Source organism: Streptomyces sp. NPDC002787, from assembly GCF_053592095.1.
Genome location: NZ_JBSFVC010000001.1, coordinates 246,903 through 262,862 on the forward strand (window position 1 = coordinate 246,903; position 15,960 = coordinate 262,862).

At 72.9% G+C, this 15,960-nt stretch carries 13 protein-coding genes; 6 read left to right on the plus strand and 7 right to left on the minus strand.

Translation table 11 applies throughout. The annotated features are described in order from the left end of the window. Nucleotides 1–294: 294 nt before the first annotated feature. Together ACWD26_RS00990 and xylB are read right to left on the minus strand one after the other, a co-directional pair. Nucleotides 295–1,503, minus strand: a complete 1,209-nt coding sequence (locus tag ACWD26_RS00990; RefSeq protein WP_451264821.1) for an ROK family protein — start codon at nucleotides 1,501–1,503, stop codon at nucleotides 295–297. Between the two features lie 93 nt (nucleotides 1,504–1,596). Beyond that, nucleotides 1,597–3,039: a xylulokinase gene (xylB, locus tag ACWD26_RS00995; RefSeq protein WP_451264823.1), complete on the minus strand. Its 1,443-nt coding sequence runs from the start codon at nucleotides 3,037–3,039 to the stop codon at nucleotides 1,597–1,599. 145 nt (nucleotides 3,040–3,184) lie between these two features. Between xylB and xylA the strand changes: the two genes are divergently transcribed. Together xylA and ACWD26_RS01005 are read left to right on the plus strand one after the other, a co-directional pair. After that, nucleotides 3,185–4,351, plus strand: a complete 1,167-nt coding sequence (gene xylA / locus ACWD26_RS01000; RefSeq protein ID WP_257562583.1) for a xylose isomerase — start codon at nucleotides 3,185–3,187, stop codon at nucleotides 4,349–4,351. A gap of 445 nt (nucleotides 4,352–4,796) precedes the next feature. After that, nucleotides 4,797–5,072, plus strand: coding sequence for a hypothetical protein (locus ACWD26_RS01005; protein ID WP_451264826.1), 276 nt, complete (start codon nucleotides 4,797–4,799; stop codon nucleotides 5,070–5,072). A gap of 105 nt (nucleotides 5,073–5,177) precedes the next feature. Here ACWD26_RS01005 and ACWD26_RS01010 read toward each other — a convergent pair whose 3' ends face one another. Next, nucleotides 5,178–6,470, minus strand: coding sequence for an SWIM zinc finger family protein (locus ACWD26_RS01010; RefSeq protein ID WP_451264828.1), 1,293 nt, complete (start codon nucleotides 6,468–6,470; stop codon nucleotides 5,178–5,180). Continuing rightward, entirely contained in the window at nucleotides 6,467–9,403 is a 2,937-nt protein-coding gene (locus ACWD26_RS01015) for a DEAD/DEAH box helicase (protein WP_451264830.1), read from the minus strand. The genes ACWD26_RS01010 and ACWD26_RS01015 overlap by 4 nt, the downstream gene beginning before the upstream one ends. Before the next feature lie 237 nt (nucleotides 9,404–9,640). On the opposite strand from ACWD26_RS01015, the gene ACWD26_RS01020 reads away from it, so the two are divergent. After that, nucleotides 9,641–9,853, plus strand: coding sequence for a hypothetical protein (locus ACWD26_RS01020; RefSeq protein ID WP_200304952.1), 213 nt, complete (start codon nucleotides 9,641–9,643; stop codon nucleotides 9,851–9,853). 41 nt (nucleotides 9,854–9,894) lie between these two features. Here ACWD26_RS01020 and ACWD26_RS01025 read toward each other — a convergent pair whose 3' ends face one another. From ACWD26_RS01025 to ACWD26_RS01035, 3 genes are all read right to left on the minus strand, one after another. After that, nucleotides 9,895–10,758: a hypothetical protein gene (locus ACWD26_RS01025; protein ID WP_451264832.1), complete on the minus strand. Its 864-nt coding sequence runs from the start codon at nucleotides 10,756–10,758 to the stop codon at nucleotides 9,895–9,897. Between the two features lie 158 nt (nucleotides 10,759–10,916). Next, nucleotides 10,917–11,213: a hypothetical protein gene (locus tag ACWD26_RS01030; RefSeq protein WP_451264834.1), complete on the minus strand. Its 297-nt coding sequence runs from the start codon at nucleotides 11,211–11,213 to the stop codon at nucleotides 10,917–10,919. A gap of 192 nt (nucleotides 11,214–11,405) precedes the next feature. Beyond that, on the minus strand, nucleotides 11,406–12,014 hold the full coding sequence (locus ACWD26_RS01035) for a class I SAM-dependent methyltransferase (RefSeq protein ID WP_451264836.1): 609 nt from the start codon (nucleotides 12,012–12,014) through the stop codon (nucleotides 11,406–11,408). A gap of 143 nt (nucleotides 12,015–12,157) precedes the next feature. Here ACWD26_RS01035 and ACWD26_RS01040 point away from each other — a divergent pair, with 143 nt between their 5' ends. Genes ACWD26_RS01040 through ACWD26_RS01050 form a run of 3 tightly spaced genes read left to right on the plus strand, consistent with a single transcriptional unit; the run spans nucleotide 12,158 to nucleotide 15,952 of the window. Further along, nucleotides 12,158–12,931, plus strand: coding sequence for an MHYT domain-containing protein (locus ACWD26_RS01040; RefSeq protein ID WP_451264838.1), 774 nt, complete (start codon nucleotides 12,158–12,160; stop codon nucleotides 12,929–12,931). 52 nt (nucleotides 12,932–12,983) lie between these two features. Beyond that, on the plus strand, nucleotides 12,984–15,518 hold the full coding sequence (locus tag ACWD26_RS01045; RefSeq protein ID WP_451264840.1) for a sensor histidine kinase: 2,535 nt from the start codon (nucleotides 12,984–12,986) through the stop codon (nucleotides 15,516–15,518). Then, the gene (locus tag ACWD26_RS01050) at nucleotides 15,515–15,952 is read left to right on the plus strand and encodes a roadblock/LC7 domain-containing protein (RefSeq protein WP_451264842.1); all 438 of its coding nucleotides are present in this window, start codon (nucleotides 15,515–15,517) and stop codon (nucleotides 15,950–15,952) included. Before ACWD26_RS01045 ends, ACWD26_RS01050 begins: the two co-directional genes overlap by 4 nt. Nucleotides 15,953–15,960 lie beyond the last annotated feature (8 nt).

Here is a 15,960-nt window from a genome sequence, read left to right on the forward strand (position 1 = left end):
AAGACGCATCCGCAGGTCGAATGGCTGCGCCTCACGTGAATCACGGTACGTCGATCGCCGATCGGGCCGCCCGGGCATGTGGAGAACGGTGGAAAAGCGGCGGGGTGTGGATAACTCCGTCACCCGGCAGGGGGAATTGACGGCGCAAGCCTGACCATGGTGCGGGGTGCTGACCGCGCCGCGACGAGCTGCGGCCGCGCCACGCCGGGCTACCGCCGAGCCGCCACAGGCCACGACCGCGCCGCGACGGGCTACCGCCGAGCCGCCACGGGCCACGGCCGCGCCGCGACCGAGCTACGGTCGCCCTCCGACCGTCGCCGGATCGTCCAGCACACCCCATACCACCGAATGTGCCGCGCCGAGCAGCGGCCCGTCGGAGCCCAGCCGCGACACGGTCACGGCACACGCAGGTCCGGCCGTCCGCCGTGCCAACTCCCGCTCCAGCGAGGGAAGCAGCCAGGGCGCGAGGGCGGCGAGGGCGCCGCCCAGCACCACCGTCTCCGGATCCAGCAGATTGACCGCACCGGTCAACGCGACACCGAGCGCGGTGCCGGCCCCGCGCAACGCTCGGTGCACGTCCTTGTCACCGGCGGCGGCCCGCTCGGCGAGGAAGTCGACGCGGTGCTCTCCCGGTTCCAGCCCGGCCGCCCGCAGCACGGCCTCCTCACCGGCGTACTGCTCCAGACAGCCACGTCCGCCGCAGGCGCAGTCCGGCCCCTCGGGCCGTACGGGCACATGGCCCAACTCGCCCGCGAAGCCGCGTGTTCCGCGGAGCAGACGGCCGTCCACGACGACCGCCCCACCGATGCCGATCTCCGCGGAGACGTGCAGGAAGTCCCGCGGTGTGCCCTCGCCGAGCCAGAGTTCGGCGAGGCCGCCGAAATTCGCCTCGTTGTCCACGGTCAACGGCAGATCACCGGGCAGCAGGGCGCCGAGGTCCGTGTCGTGCCAGTCGAGGTTGGGGGCGCGGACCACGGTCCGGGCGTCACCCGACACCAGCCCGGGCACGGCGACCGCGAGACCCGCCGGCCACAGCCCCTCGCTCCTCGCTTCGGCGACGACCTGCCGGACGAGCTCGGTCAGCTCGCCGATGACCGGCTCGGGCGACCGGCCGCGGTTGGTGCCGTGGCGTACCGCCCGCACCCGTACCTCACCGCGCAGGTCCACGGCACAGACCGCGAGGTGGTCGACCCCGATCTCCGCGCCGATCCCGGCGGGACCGCTTCCGCTGAGTGCGAGCGCCGATCCGGGCCTGCCGACCCGGCCGGGCCGTTCGGGGCCCAGCTCCTCCAGGAGCCCCGAGCGGATCAGCTCGTCCACCAGCGTCGACACCGCGGCCCGGGTCAGACCGATGCGTGAGGCGACGGCGGCGCGGGACAGTGGTCCCTCCGCGTTGACGGTGTGCAGGACCCGGGAGAGGTTGCGGCGCCGCATGCCCTGCTGATTGTCGGGCAGACGGCGGCCGGAGCCGCTCGGGTGGGCCTCGTGCAGTGGTGCGCTCATGCCTCCCTCGGCTCCTGTCGGCGTGTCCTGGTGGGTGTCCCGTAGATCATGCCGGACGCGGAATTTCGCGCGTCGGACACCCCCTTGCGGCGGTCAGTGGCCGCCCTCGCGCTCCAGCAGCGGGGCCGCGTCGGCGAGGACCCCCGAGATCCTGGCCAGGGTCTCCTCGTCCCGTTCCACAGCCTCCAGGACCGGCCCGCGGGTGGTGTCCCAGCGGCGGGCGACCGCGGCGGGGTCCTCGCCGGTGAGCAGCCCGGCGGCCTGCGCGGCGGCGCCCAGCGCGACCAGTTCCTTGGCCTCGGGTACCTGCACGGCACGCCCCGACAGCCTGCGTACGGTCTGCTGCCATGCCGTGCCCCGCGCGCCGCCACCGATGAGCAGCAGCGGCGCGGAGGTGTCCGCGTCGGCGTCGAGCACCAGGTCGAGGGCGCCGAGCAGCGCGTGGACGGCGCCGTCGTACGCGGCCTGGAGCAACTGCCCGCCGGTCGTGTCGTGGCGCAGCCCGTGCAGCAGGCCCGAGGCGTGTGGCAGGGCCGGGGTGCGTTCGCCGTCCAGGTAGGGGAGCAGGGTGACGCTCGTGCCCGGCTCCACGGCCTCGCGGTCCAGGCCCAGCAGCGCGGCGATCCGGTCCACGGCCTGGGTGCAGTTCAGCGTGCAGGCGAGCGGAAGCCAGTCCCCGCGCGCGTCGGCGAAGCCCGCCACCGTCCCCGTCGGGTCGGCGGGGCGGCGCGTGGAGACGGCGTACACCGTGCCGGAGGTGCCGAGGCTCAGCACCGGGGTGCCGGGGCGCAGCCCGAGCCCCAGCGCGGCGGCCGCGTTGTCACCGGTACCCGGAGCGACCAGGGTGCCCTTGGCGAACGGCAGGCCGTGGACGTCCCGCACGGTCCCGGCGACCTCACCCGGCCGGACCACGCGCGGCAGCAGCGCCGGGTCCAGGCCCACATGGGCGAGGACCTCCTCGTCGTACGCCTCGGTCGCGGAGGCCCACCACCCCGTACCGGAGGCGTCGCCGCGGTCGGTGGTGCCCTGGCCGGTGAGGCGCTCGGTGAGGTAATCGTGCGGCAGGCGTACGGCGGCGGTCGCGCGGATCGACTCGGGCTCGTTCTCGGCCAGCCAGGCCCACTTCGTGACCGTGAAGGACGGTCCCGGCACGCTGCCGGCGCGCTCGGCCCAGGCCTTCGCGCCGCCCAGCTCCTCCACCAGCCGGGCGACCTGCGGCGCCGAGCGCACGTCGTTCCACAGCAGCGCGGGACGGACCGGTTCGCCTCGGGTGTCGAGGGCGACGAGGCCGTGCTGCTGGCCGCCGATCGACACGGCCGCGGCCTCGCGTGCCGCCTCACCGCACTGGTGCAGCGCCTCGCACAGCGCGTCCCACCACTGCCGGGGATCGCTCTCCCGGCCCGCCCCCGAGGAGACGGTGTGCGGCGCCTGCCCGCTCGCCACCACTCGTCCGGTCGACGCGTCGACGACCAGGGCCTTGGTGGACTGTGTGGACGAGTCCACACCGACGACGAGCGGACCCTCGGCTGCTGACATCGGCTCTCCCTCTCACGCGGCTCGTGACTGCCGCTGACGCGGCTGACGCCTCTTTCGGGCGACATCTTGCTCTTCCCAGAGACGCGTCCGCATACTAATTTGTAAATCGCCATGACGAAATAGTCGGAGCGCAAGGAGCCGCGGCATGAACTACCAGCCCACCCCCGACGACAGGTTCACCTTCGGCCTGTGGACCGTCGGCTGGCAGGGGAGGGACCCGTTCGGCGACGCCACCCGGCGCGCCCTCGACCCGGTCGAGTCGGTGCAGCGTCTGGCGGAGCTCGGTGCCTACGGGGTGACCTTCCACGACGACGACCTGATCCCCTTCGGGTCCTCGGACAGTGAGCGCGAGGAGCACATCAAGCGCTTCCGCGCGGCCCTGGACACGACCGGCATGACCGTGCCGATGGCCACCACCAACCTCTTCACGCACCCGGTCTTCAAGGACGGCGCGTTCACCGCCAACGATCGCGACGTGCGCCGGTACGCGCTGCGCAAGACGATCCGCAACATCGACCTGGCGGTCGAGCTGGGCGCCAAGATCTACGTCGCCTGGGGCGGCCGTGAGGGTGCCGAGTCCGGCGCTGCCAAGGACGTCCGGGACGCGCTCGACCGGATGAAGGAGGCCTTCGACCTCCTCGGCGAGTACGTGACCTCCCAGGGCTACGACCTGAAGTTCGCGATCGAGCCCAAGCCGAACGAGCCGCGCGGCGACATCCTGCTCCCCACGGTCGGCCACGCCCTGGCCTTCATCGAGCGCCTGGAGCGCCCGGAGCTGTACGGCGTCAACCCCGAGGTCGGCCACGAGCAGATGGCCGGGCTGAACTTCCCGCACGGCATCGCCCAGGCTCTGTGGGCGGGCAAGCTCTTCCACATCGACCTCAACGGCCAGTCCGGCATCAAGTACGACCAGGACCTCCGCTTCGGCGCGGGTGACCTGCGCTCCGCCTTCTGGCTGGTCGACCTGCTGGAGAGCGCCGGTTACGCGGGCCCGAAGCACTTCGACTTCAAGCCGCCGCGCACCGAGGACTTCGACGGCGTGTGGGCGTCGGCCGCGGGCTGCATGCGCAACTACCTCATCCTCAAGGAGCGCGCGACCGCGTTCCGGGCGGACCCGGCGGTCCAGGAGGCCCTGCGCGCCGCGCGCCTGGACCAGCTGGCCCAGCCCACGGCCGCCGACGGCCTGCAGGCCCTGCTCGCGGACCGTACGGCCTTCGAGGAGTTCGACGCCGAGGCGGCCGCCGCTCGGGGCATGGCCTTCGAGCAGCTCGACCAGCTGGCGATGGACCACCTGCTGGGTGCTCGCGGCTGATCACGCGCGCGTGTGATCACGCGCGCGTGGGAGGCCCCTTCCGCCGAAGCGGGAAGGGCCTCCGCGGGCTCCGGTCGGCCTCCGTCCCGGCCGCCTCCTGTGCATCCCCAGGCCGATCCCTGCACGAAATTCTCCGGAATCATCCGATCCATGGCATGAGTCCGTATCAACTTCCGTACAGGGGTCGCACCTTGCCCGGTTCAAGGCGACTCTGGTCGGTATGGGCATGCCGTCGTCACCGTCCCAGCCGCCGGATGATCCCCCGCCGTCCCACGGCGCGGGATTCGGGCCGCCAACAGGGGGCTACGGCCCTCCGCCGGGCGATCCGACGGGGGGAGGTGGTGGTTGGCAGCCCCCGAGTCAGGGCGGGGGCTGGCAACCACCCGATCCGCCCGGCGGGCCGCCTCCCGGAGGGCGTCGCAAGGCCCTGCTCATCGTGCTGGCCGTGCTCATCGCGGTGGTCGCCGTCACCACGGTGGTGCTGACGACCACCGGGGACGACGGATCGCCGGACAAGAAGCCGCCGGGCGAGACCGGCAGTACGAGCCGTGCGCCGACCCCGTCCCTGAGCCTTCCGTCCGGCCTGCCCAGCGACCTCCCGTCGCTGCCCTCGGGTCTTCCGAGTGACTTCCCGAGCGACTTCCCGAGTGAACTGCCGAGCGAGTTTCCCAGCGACTTCGACTCGTTCTTCCCGGCCCCGGCCGACGACGAAGCGAGGTAGGGCCGTAGGGCCGTAGGGCCGTCACACTACCGATGCCGTACGTGCGCGTGAGGCACATACGGTCCACGCGCGCGTACGGCATCCGAAGCCACTCCGCGACCAGCCTCAGGCCTCGCCCTCCGTGCCGACCGAAGCAAGCGCCGTCGCCGGATCGTGCGCCGCCGGGCCCGCGGGCGCCCAGCGGCCCCGATCCTTGCGGTAGGGCCACCAGCGGCCGTCCCGTCCCAGGCGCAGCTGGGCCGAGCCCCCGGCCACGGTCCACCGGTTGTGCGCGGAGCGCAGCGTAGGCCGCTCGTCCTCGTCCCAGGCCGTCTCCAGGGCGGCACGCGCGCGTGCGAGTGCCTCCGCCTGTACGTGCCATTCCTCGTCCAGTACGGCGAGAGCGGCCACCCCGCCGTACCGCCAGGCACGGACGGCGAGCGCCAGCCCTTCCGGGCCACGCCCGGAGCCATCGGCGAGCCGTGCCCCGATGCGTGGCTCCGGATCACCGGCGGCCAGCCGCACCGCGTCCTGATGGAGCGTCAGCTCCTCGTCCAGCGGCCGCTGCTCGTGTCCGGGCAGGAGAGCCTCGGCGAGCATCCGGTGCGCTTCCCGGGCAGTCCGCGCCGCCAGGAACTCGAGCGCGGTCGGGTCCACGCCGGGTGCGGGCGGGACCTCGGTGTCCAGGGAGGGCGGCAGACCGGGTTCCACGGGCGGCTGGGGCGGCTCGGGGAGCGGCGGCAGGATGTCCCCGGCCGCATACGCCTCGGCGGCGTCCACGCCCTCCTGGAGGCATTGCGGTGCCTCCGGCTCCGCCGCCACGGGAGCGACGCTGCGCACCTGGAGCTCGTCCAGGAGCGCCCGCTCGGCGCGGCCCCGCATCAGCAGCAGGACGAACGGGTCCTGGTCCAGCAGCCGAGCCACCTGGTAGCAGAGGGCCGCGGTGTGCCCGCAGTGGTCCCAGGCGCCGCAGTCGCACTCCGCCTCCAGATCACCGAGCCCGGGCAGCAGTTCGACGCCCGTAGCCGCGGCGTCCTCGACCAGATGCGGTGGCATCTCGCGGTCGAGCAGGGCGGCGATGTGCCCGGCCCGCTCGACCGCCATGCCCAGAAAGCGGTCCCAGTGCTCCTCGGACAGCTCCTGAAGCAGCACGTCGGCACGATGGGCGGTGCCGTCGCGGTCCTGGACGACGGCCGTGACGCGCCCGGGGCGCACCGACACCGCGCCCACGGCGCCCGCGCGCGCGAGCCTGCGCCCCGCCTTGACCTGTGCCCCGTCCAATGCCGCGTCCTCCAGGGCCTTCAGCCAGGCCCGGCCCCACCACGTCCGAGCGAAACCCTGTCCGTGCACAGGAGCCAGCGCCGCGAACGTGCGCTCCTCGTCATCTCCGCCGTGCCCATGTCCGCCGCGTTCCGTCATCGCGCGCCCCCTCGAAGTTCCACCAGATCGGCCAGTTCCGCGTCGGACAGTTCGGTGAGCGCCGCGTCCCCGGCGCCGAGCACCGCGTCGGCCAGCTCCCGTTTGCGCAGCAGCATGTCCGCGATGCGGTCCTCGATCGTCCCCTCCGTGATCAACCGGTGCACCTGCACCGGCCGGGTCTGGCCGATGCGGTACGCCCGGTCCGTGGCCTGCGCCTCGACGGCCGGATTCCACCAGCGGTCATAGTGCACGACATGCTCGGCCCGGGTCAGGTTCAGACCCGTGCCGGCCGCCTTCAGCGACAGCAGGAAGACGGGCACCTCCCCCTCCTGGAAGCGTTCGACCATCCCCTCGCGCTGGGGAACCGGCGTCCCGCCGTGCAGAAACCGCGTGGGCACACCGCGCGCCGCGAGGTGGCGTTCCAACAGCCGCGCCATTCGCACGTACTGCGTGAACACCAGCACGCTCGCCCCCTCGGAGAGGATGGTGTCCAGCAGTTCGTCCAGGAGCTCCAACTTCCCCGATCTGCCCGGGATCCGGGGCCGCTCCTCCTTGAGGAACTGGGCGGGGTGGTTGCAGATCTGCTTGAGCCCGGTCAGCAGCTTCACGACAAGTCCGCGCCGCTCCATGCCGTCGGCGGCGGCGATCTCCGCCATGGTCTCGCGGACCAACGCCTCGTACAGGCCCACCTGTTCCCTGGTGAGGGAGACGGCACGGTCGGTCTCGGTCTTCGGCGGCAGCTCCGGGGCGATGCCCGGATCCGACTTGCGGCGGCGCAGCAGGAACGGTCGCACGAGACAGGAGAGCCGCTCCGCCGCGGCGGGGTCCCGGCTGCCCTCGACGGGTTGCGCGTACCGGGTGCGGAAGGCGCCGAGCCTGCCGAGGAGGCCCGGAGTGGTCCAGTCGAGGATCGCCCACAGCTCGGACAGGTTGTTCTCCACCGGGGTGCCGGTGAGCGCCACACGCGCGCGTGAGCCGATCGTGCGCAGTTCCCTCGCCGTGTCGGAGTACGGATTCTTCACGTGCTGCGCCTCGTCCGCCACGACCAGGCCCCAGGGCACCTCGGCGAGCCGAGCCGCATCGAGCCGCATCGTGCTGTACGTGGTGAGCACGAACTCCCCGTCGGCGAGTCCGTCCAGGCTGCGCCGAACCCCGTGGAAGCGCCGCACCGGCACTCCGGGCGCGAACTTCTCGATCTCCCGCTGCCAGTTGCCCATCAGCGAGGCCGGACAGACCACGAGGGTGGGGCCCGCCGAGGAGGCATCGGACTGGCGGTGCAGATGGAGGGCGATCAGGGTGATCGTCTTGCCGAGGCCCATGTCGTCGGCCAGACAGCCGCCGAGGCCCAGGGACGTCATCCGGGCCAGCCAGCTCAGGCCCCGCAGCTGGTAGTCGCGAAGTGTCGCGGCGAGCCCGGTCGGCTGCCCGACCGGCTCCTGCCCCTCCGGGTCCGACAGCCGCTCCCGCAGCGTCGCCAGCCACCCCGTCGGCCGTACGTCGACCATCCGGCCGTCGACCTCCGTGGAGCCCGTCAGCGCGGCACCGAGCGCGTCGACGGGCGAGACCTTGTGATCCTGCTGCGCACGCGCGCGACGGATCTCCTCCGGGTCGACCAGGACCCACTGGTCGCGAAGGCGCACCATGGGGCGGTTCGCCTCCGCGAGCAGGTCCAGCTCCTGCCGGGTGAGCCGCTGGTCCCCCAGTGCGAACCACCAGTCGAAGGCGAGCAGCGCGTCGGCGGACAGGAAGGATGGGGTGTCCGACGCTGCTTTGTCAGGGCCCTGATCGTCATCCGGTGGGCCGATGACGGCGCGGGCGGTCAGCTTGCGGGCCAGCTCCTTGGGCCAGTGGATGTCGACGCCGGCCGCCGCCAGCAGCCGCGCGCCTTCGCCGAGCAGTTCGGTGACCTCCTCGTCGGCGAGCTCCACGACGTCCGGCACGGCGGCCGCGAGCAGGGGCGTGAGCGGGGCCCAGGCGCGGGCGGCACGGCGCAGCGCGAGCAGGGCGTCCATCCGCGCGCGCGGGCCGAAGCCCTCGGTGCCGGCCCACACGGCGGAGGCATCCGCGACGAGCGCCGGGTCGCTCACGCTGTGCACCTGCGGGACGGCGCGGAACGGCAGCTTCGCCCCGGCCGCCTCGTCGTCCCGGACCGCCGTGAGCCCCGGGACCTCGACGCGCAGCGAGACGCGGACCCCCGCGTCGTGGCCGGCGGCGACATCGGCGGCCCAGGCGCGCTGCTCGGGTACGTACCGCGGTTCCCGCACGGCGAAGGCCGGGCCGCCCGCAGCGACGCCCGCGGCGGCGGAGCGTGGGAGCGAGTCCATGACCGCGTCGAGGAAGTCACGCAGCAGTCGCTCCGGATCCGGCAGTCGCAACGGTGCGCTGGGAGCCACGGGCACACTTCGGTCAACGGGGACGCTGAGGTCCACGGACACGCGGGGGTCCATGGACAGGCTGCGGTCCACGGACAGGCTGCGGTCCACGGGCACCGCATGTGCCTCGGGCGGCATCGCGGCGGCCAGTTCGCGGACCCGGTCCAGATCCTCGGCCCGCAGCGGACCCGCACGCCACGCGTCATGACCGCCGGCCGTCACGCCGGGCAACAGCAGCCCCCGCGCGGCGAGTTGAAGTGCGAGCAGGGCGGCCGCGCCCCAGAAGGCCGTCGACCGGTGGGCGTCCGTGGCGGCCCGCGCGCGCGTGAGCACACCGAGTGCGTCGCGAACCGGGAGCGACACGGCGGGGACCGTCACCGGCTCGACGCCTTCGTCGCCGGGCAGGGCGACCGTCAGTTCCTCGGCGGAGCCGTGTGCGAGCAGGGGTGGTACCGAGCCGTCCGGTCGCCAGAAGGCGACTCGGCCGGTGCGCGCGGGATCCACGGCCACGAAAGAGGCACGGCAGCGGATCAGCTCGGAGACTTGGGGGAGGGTTGCCACGGGGTTCGTCGGCGCAGGGATGGCGATACTCCTCAAATTTGACTACCGCAGCCAGGATCGCCGAGGTTACATCACTTGAAACCTATGAAATGCGGGCAATGGAGTGATGTGAGTCACTTTTCCTGCTGGTTGGTGGGGGCATCTCAGGGTTGTACGGGGGTTCGACTCAGGGATGCGTCAGGGTCGTGGTCCGGAACTGCGGGGAGTCCGATCCCGTTTTCAGGACAGAGAGCGGCAGTGGCCGCGAAGGAGGCGACGGAGATGTCGAAGAGCACGAAGATCGTCGCGGGGGGTGCGGCAATCGGGATCGTCCTGCTGATCCTGTTGCCCTTCCCCTTCTGGGCCAATCTCCTGATAGTCCTGGGGATCCCCACGGCCGCGTACCTCGCGCTGGACCCCTCGCAGCGGCGCAGGTTGCGCCGGGCCGGCCGAAAGGAGATCGGCCGCTGAAGTGCCACCGGCCCGCGTGCGCGGGCCGGTGAGTCACGGCCTCAGTTCGGGCGTACCGCGATCTTGTCGAGGGACTCCAGCAGGCCGGGCAGTTCCGGCCCCCGGCCCACCGGCAGCACTTCGCCGGGCTCCTCGTCGAGAAGGACGAAGGCGATGTCGTCGGTCCTGGCCACCATCGACCAGCCGGGACCGTCAGCACGCAGGGTCCGGGCGTCGCCCGGCGCGAACGAGGAGCGGACGCGCCCGAGGGGCGGCGGGGACTCCACGTACGCGCGTGCCTCCGCGAGCACACGGCGGATGCCCGTGCGGGGCGCGCCCTCGTCCTGCCCGGCGTCCGCCGCGTTCCCGGTCTCCGTCGCGTCACCGGCCGCCGTCCGGCTCGCGCCGTCCTGCCCGGCGAACGAGGCGTCGTCGATCTGCTCCCGCCACATGGACCACTGCAAAGCGATCTCGTCGGCGCCCAGACGCCGCTGGGCGGGACCCCAGGTGCTGGTGTCCGGTGGGCTGAGCGGGGGCCGGTCCGAGACCTCCGGGTCGGGGTCGTGCGGAGCGGGTACCCCCGGGGCCGCCACGGCGACCGCGAGCGGCCAGCCGGGCAGCGCGGCCACGACCGAGTCCTCGTCCGGCGAGAGGTCGTACTCCATGCCGCAGTCCCAGGAGGCGATCGCCACGGCGACCAGTGACACGTCGTCGACCGCCACCGTCCACCGGGCGCCCTCGCCGTCCTGGCCCAGGACGATTCCGTATCCGTCGGCGAGTGGCGCGAGGTCGAGGGCTGCACAGGCCTCTGGATAGTCGTCGCCCAGCACACTGGGGAAGTTCGCGGGCGTGAGCAGTACCGCCGTCAGCACGTAAAGCGCGTCGTCGTCCCCGGCGGTGACGGCGTCGTCGTCCGTCCCGGCCATGCCGGCCTCCCATCGCTCTCGCTCGTCCGTCGGCGCACCCTAATGCGCCCGGCGGGCCCTTGTCACGAGCGTGAACCCCATGCGGAGCTGCAGGTATCGGGGGCCAGCTGCAGGTATCCGGGTGGACAGGGGCGAATCGACCGGCGTCCCTCACTCGTTCAGGCGGCGGGCAGCCCCAGAAGTGACCGTGCCACCGTCTGCGGAGACTCGTCCCGCTCCCGCGCGAGCGCGATGACCGCCCGGCACGCCAGCTCGCTCACCCCGAACGACAGTGCCTCGGGCGACACCCAGGTCACGGCCTCGTCGATCTGGTCCTGGTCGTCCTCGGCGCACGCCGAGATGTAGACGGCGGCCGCCTCGAACAGGTTGTGGGTGCGTTTCGACTCCTGCGCGGTCGTCTCCGCGCGCAACGAGTCGAGGAATCTGCCGAAGGACTTACGAAGACTTCCGAACATATGGATTACCTACCCCCCGAGTCGGTATCGCAGCTCGTTCGCCTGTTCCTACTCAACGTAGAGACGGAGCTGCGGCCACAGAAGAGGCGTGGCGTGGTGAAGCGCTCCAGGGGAGGGCAGGTTCACAAGCCCACCCGCCGCTTCAGAACTCCGCCGCATCACAGGCCCATCTCTCCCCGGCGGGCGCAGCGCTCAGCCGACGCGTGTGGCGAGCGCGAGGAAACGGGTCTCCTCGTCGACATACGACGTCATGTGCCAGCCGGCACGGGCCAGCAGGGGACCGAGGTTCGCCTCCGCGCGCAGGTCCTCGGGGGTGAGCTGCCGGCCCTGGCGCGCCGCGAGCGCCGCCCGGCCGATCGGGTGGAAGAGCGCCAGCGTGCCGCCCGGCCGGACCACCCTCGCCAGCTCCCGCAGGTTCTCGGTGGGGCTCGGGAGATGGGCGACGAGGCCCGCGGCGAACACCGCGTCCAGTGACTCCGCACGCACCGGCAGCCGAACCACGTCGGCGAGCAGCAACTGCCCGTCATGGTCCCGTCCGGCTCGTACGGCGGCCTCCAGCATGGCGGGCGTCAGATCGGCACCGAGCACCACACCGGAGGGCCCCACGGCGGCGCGCAACGGCGTCAGTGCCCGCCCCGTGCCGCACCCCGCGTCGAGCACCCGGTCGCCGTCGCGCAGGCCGAGCTCGGCGACAGCGGCGGCATGCGCCGGCTCGTCGTCGGGGAACCGGGTGTCCCAGCCGGCGGCCCGTGCCGTGAAGAACTCCTGGACGTGTGTGTGGTCGTCGCTCATGCCCCGCATGATCCCTCACCGGAACGGCGGAGGAGGCGACGCGCATGTTCGGGCGGGAGGCGATCGTTCCAGCGCATATATGCGCCACATTCCACCACCTTTCGAAATGCGCCCCCTTCGTGCTCCCGTGCCCCCACTAGCGTCCCGGAGCCATGGGACACCTGGACCACGCCACCTTCGGCTGGCTGACCCCCGCGCTGTCGTACGTCATGGCCTCCATCGGCGCCGCCCTCGGACTGCGGTGCACGGTCCGCGCGCTCGGCGCCACCGGCAGCTCCCGCCGCAACTGGCTCGTCACCGCGGCGTCGGCGATCGGCACCGGCATCTGGACCATGCACTTCGTGGCGATGCTCGGCTTCGGCGTCAGCGGCACCGAGATCCGCTACGACGTGCCACTGACGATCCTGAGTCTCCTCGTCGCCATGATCGTGGTCTGCGTCGGCGTCTTCGCGGTCGCCTACAGCCGGGACCGCACCAGGGCGCTCTTCCTGGGCGGGCTCACCACCGGCCTGGGCGTCGCGAGCATGCACTACCTCGGCATGGCGGCCGTACGGCTGCACGGCGACGTGACCTACGACCCGGCACGCGTCGCGCTCTCCGTGGTGATCGCCGTGGTCGCGGCGACCGCAGCGCTCTGGGCGGCACTCAACATCGAGTCACCCATCGCGGTCACCGTCGCCTCCCTGGTCATGGGTGGCGCGGTGAGCAGCATGCACTACACCGCGATGTGGGCGGTGCGCGTGGATGTCACCCCGTCCGGTGCGGTCCTGCCCGGGGCCACGGCGATGCAGTTCATCTTCCCCCTCGCCGTCGGCCTCGGGTCCTACCTCTTCCTCACCTCGGCGTTCGTCGCGCTGTCGCCGACGGCCGGGGAGCGCGAGGCATCCGCGTCGGCCCAGCGGCCGGTCGAGAAGGCCGCCCACTAGCCGCGCCCGGCGGCCGTCGAGGACGACCCGAACCACCCCGATCGAGGAGGCCATGCGTACACCCCGCAGCACCCCGACAGCCGGCGCCGAGGCGCCGCCCCAGCCCGCGATGCGCGGCCGCCGCGCCCACGCCGGGCCCCCGGCCGACGAGGGCTTCGACCCCGACGAGGCCGGTGGCGCCCCGACGGGCCCGCGCCCGGGCGCGGGACGATGGCACATACGCCCCCGCACCGTCCGGGCCAAGATCGTCTGCCTCCTGATGGTGCCCGTGGTCTCCCTGCTCGCCCTGTGGGCGTACGCCACCGTCACGACCGCCCAGGACGTGGCCCGCTTCCGGCAGCTGCAGCGCGTCGACGCCTCCCTACGCGCCCCGGTCGCCGCCGCCGTCGCCGCCCTCCAGACCGAGCGCGTGGCCGCCGTACGGTACGCCACCCGGCCCTCCTCGGAGCAGGAGCGCACGCTCAAGAGGGTGTCGCAGCGCACCGACCGGGCCGTCGCCGCACTGCGCCTGGGCGACTGGCACACGATCGCCGACGGCACCGACCTGCCCGCCGGGGTCGCCGAACGCCTCGCCGGTTTCGTCACCGGAGCCGAGCGGCTGCCCGCCCTGCGGACCTCGGTGCTCGACCGCCGTACCGGCTGGGCCGAGACGTACGAGCGGTACACCACGACCATCGCGACGGCCTTCGGTATGGGCGGCGCGCTCACCGGCGTCCAGGACACCGATCTCGGCTCGGACGCGCGCGTGCTGCTCGAGTTCTCCCGCGCGGCAGAGGCCCTGGCCCAGGAGGACGCGCTCCTGGCGGGCGCCCGGCTGGCCGGCACTTTCGACCGTGAGCGACTGCGCCTGTTCACCGGCGCCGTCGACACCCGCCGCACCCTGACCGAAACCGCCGGCGCCGATCTGCGCGGCCCCGAACGCGCAGCCTGGCACGAGCTCGCGGACGGAAGCGCTTACGCCAACGTACGGGCCCTCGAGGACGCGGTACTGGCCCGCCACCCCGGCGCCCAGGCGCTCCGCGCCGCTCCCGAAGCCGCCTGGCAGTCCGCCCACGCGCGCGTGCGGGACGACATGCGCGGCATCGAGGCCGACGCCGGACGGGGAGTCGCCGACCGGGCCGACCCGTTCACCCGCGCCCTGCTCACCCCGGCCGGGGCCGCGGTCCTTCTCGGGCTCGCCGCCGTCGCCGCCTCCCTCGTCATCTCCGTACGCATCGGACGCGGCCTCGTCGTCGAGCTGGTGAGCCTGCGCAACGGTGCCCTGGAGATCGCCCGCCGCAAGCTGCCCCACGCCATGCGGAGGCTGCGCGCCGGAGAGGAGATCGACGTGAACTCCGAGGCTCCGCAGGGGCCACCGGCGGAGGACGAGACCGGCCAGGTCGCCGAGGCGCTCGGCACCGTGCACCGGGCGGCCCTCCGGGCGGCGGTCGAGCGCGCCGAACTGGCCAGCGGCATCTCCGGGGTGTTCGTCAACCTCGCCCGCCGGAGCCAGGTTCTCGTCCACCGCCAACTGAGCCTGCTCGACGGGATGGAACGCCGGTCCGAGGACCCCGACGAACTCAGCGATCTCTTCCGGCTCGACCACCTCACCACCCGTATGCGACGCCACGCGGAGAGCCTGATCATCCTCTCCGGTGCCGCCCCCGGCCGGGCCTGGCGCATGCCCGTCTCCCTGACCGACGTGGTCCGCGCGGCCGTCTCCGAGATCGAGGACTACGCGCGCGTGGAGGTACGACAACTCCCCGAGGCGAAGATCGCCGGAGCCGCGGTCGCCGACCTCACCCACCTCCTGGCGGAACTCGTCGAGAACGCCGCCCAGTTCTCCCCGCCCCACACGCGCGTACGGATCACCGGGGAACCGGTCGGCAACGGCTACGCCGTGGAGGTCGAGGACCGAGGGCTGGGCATGGGCAAGGAGACCCTCGCCGAGGCCAACCGCCGCATCGAACAGTCCGAGGCCCTCGACCTGTTCGACAGCGACCGGCTCGGGCTGTTCGTGGTGAGTCGGCTCTCCGCCCGCCACGGCATCAAGGTCCACCTGCGGACCTCCCCCTACGGAGGTACCACCGCGGTGATCCTCCTCCCCACCACCCTGCTGCACAGCGGCATGACGGAACGTTCCCCCAGCACCACCGCCGAAGCACGTCCGACACCCGAGGAACGCGAGTACGCGCGCGTGTCCGCGACCCCGCACCAGGAACCCGTCGAACAGTCCCCCGACCGGCGTGCGCTGATGGCCCCCGTCGCCTCCTCCAGGGAAGCCACGGCGGACGGCCCGTCCGAACCGCCGCCCGGCGTCACCGCCCTGCGGCCGCACCGCCCCCCACCGGAACCGGAACGCACCGACGAACTGCCGCGCCGCGTACGCCAGACGCACCTCGCGCCCCAGCTGCGAGAACAGCGCACCGGCCAACCCGCGCCCACGGCACAGGTTCGGACGGACGACGAGCGCACCCCGGAGCTCGTACGAGACCGCATGACGGCCTACCGCGACGGCTGGGCGCGAGGCGGCGGCAGGGCACCCGGCCGAGGCGCCACCCACGGCCCCGTGGCGGGCAGCGACAGCAGCGAAGGAGACCCCGCATGATCCAGGACCCGAGCGCCAGGGCCACCGAGCGGTCCGGTGAACTCGACTGGCTGCTGGACGACTTGGTCCTGCGCGTCCACGAGGTACGGCACGCCGTGGTGCTGTCCAACGACGGACTCGCGGTCGGCGCCTCCAGCGACCTCAAGCGCGAGGACGCCGAGCACCTCGCCGCCGTCGCCTCCGGCTTCCACAGCCTCGCCAAGGGCGCGGGCCGTCACTTCGGCGCCGGCGGCGTACGCCAGACGATGGTGGAGATGGACGACGGCTTCCTCTTCGTGGCAGCCGCCGGAGACGGCTCCTGCCTCGCCCTTCTCACCTCGGTCTCCGCCGACATCGGGCTGGTGGCGTACGAGATGGCACGGCTGGTGAAACGCGTCGGCGAGCACCTCCACACACCGACGCGCGCCGGTGCGCGCCCGCCCGCGGCCCGATGAGCCAGGGA

Excerpts from the sequence above, each read along its gene's own strand:
- ACWD26_RS01045 (WP_451264840.1), top strand. The coding sequence starts at position 12,984 with ATGCGTACACCCCGCAGCACCCCGACAGCCGGCGCCGAGGCGCCGCCC.
- ACWD26_RS01050 (WP_451264842.1), top strand. The coding sequence starts at position 15,515 with ATGATCCAGGACCCGAGCGCCAGGGCCACCGAGCGGTCCGGTGAACTC.
- ACWD26_RS00990 (WP_451264821.1), bottom strand. The coding sequence starts at position 1,503 with ATGAGCGCACCACTGCACGAGGCCCACCCGAGCGGCTCCGGCCGCCGT.
- ACWD26_RS01040 (WP_451264838.1), top strand. The coding sequence starts at position 12,158 with ATGGGACACCTGGACCACGCCACCTTCGGCTGGCTGACCCCCGCGCTG.
- ACWD26_RS01025 (WP_451264832.1), bottom strand. The coding sequence starts at position 10,758 with ATGGCCGGGACGGACGACGACGCCGTCACCGCCGGGGACGACGACGCG.
- ACWD26_RS01030 (WP_451264834.1), bottom strand. The coding sequence starts at position 11,213 with ATGTTCGGAAGTCTTCGTAAGTCCTTCGGCAGATTCCTCGACTCGTTG.
- ACWD26_RS01035 (WP_451264836.1), bottom strand. The coding sequence starts at position 12,014 with ATGCGGGGCATGAGCGACGACCACACACACGTCCAGGAGTTCTTCACG.
- ACWD26_RS01010 (WP_451264828.1), bottom strand. The coding sequence starts at position 6,470 with ATGACGGAACGCGGCGGACATGGGCACGGCGGAGATGACGAGGAGCGC.
- xylA (WP_257562583.1), top strand. The coding sequence starts at position 3,185 with ATGAACTACCAGCCCACCCCCGACGACAGGTTCACCTTCGGCCTGTGG.
- xylB (WP_451264823.1), bottom strand. The coding sequence starts at position 3,039 with ATGTCAGCAGCCGAGGGTCCGCTCGTCGTCGGTGTGGACTCGTCCACA.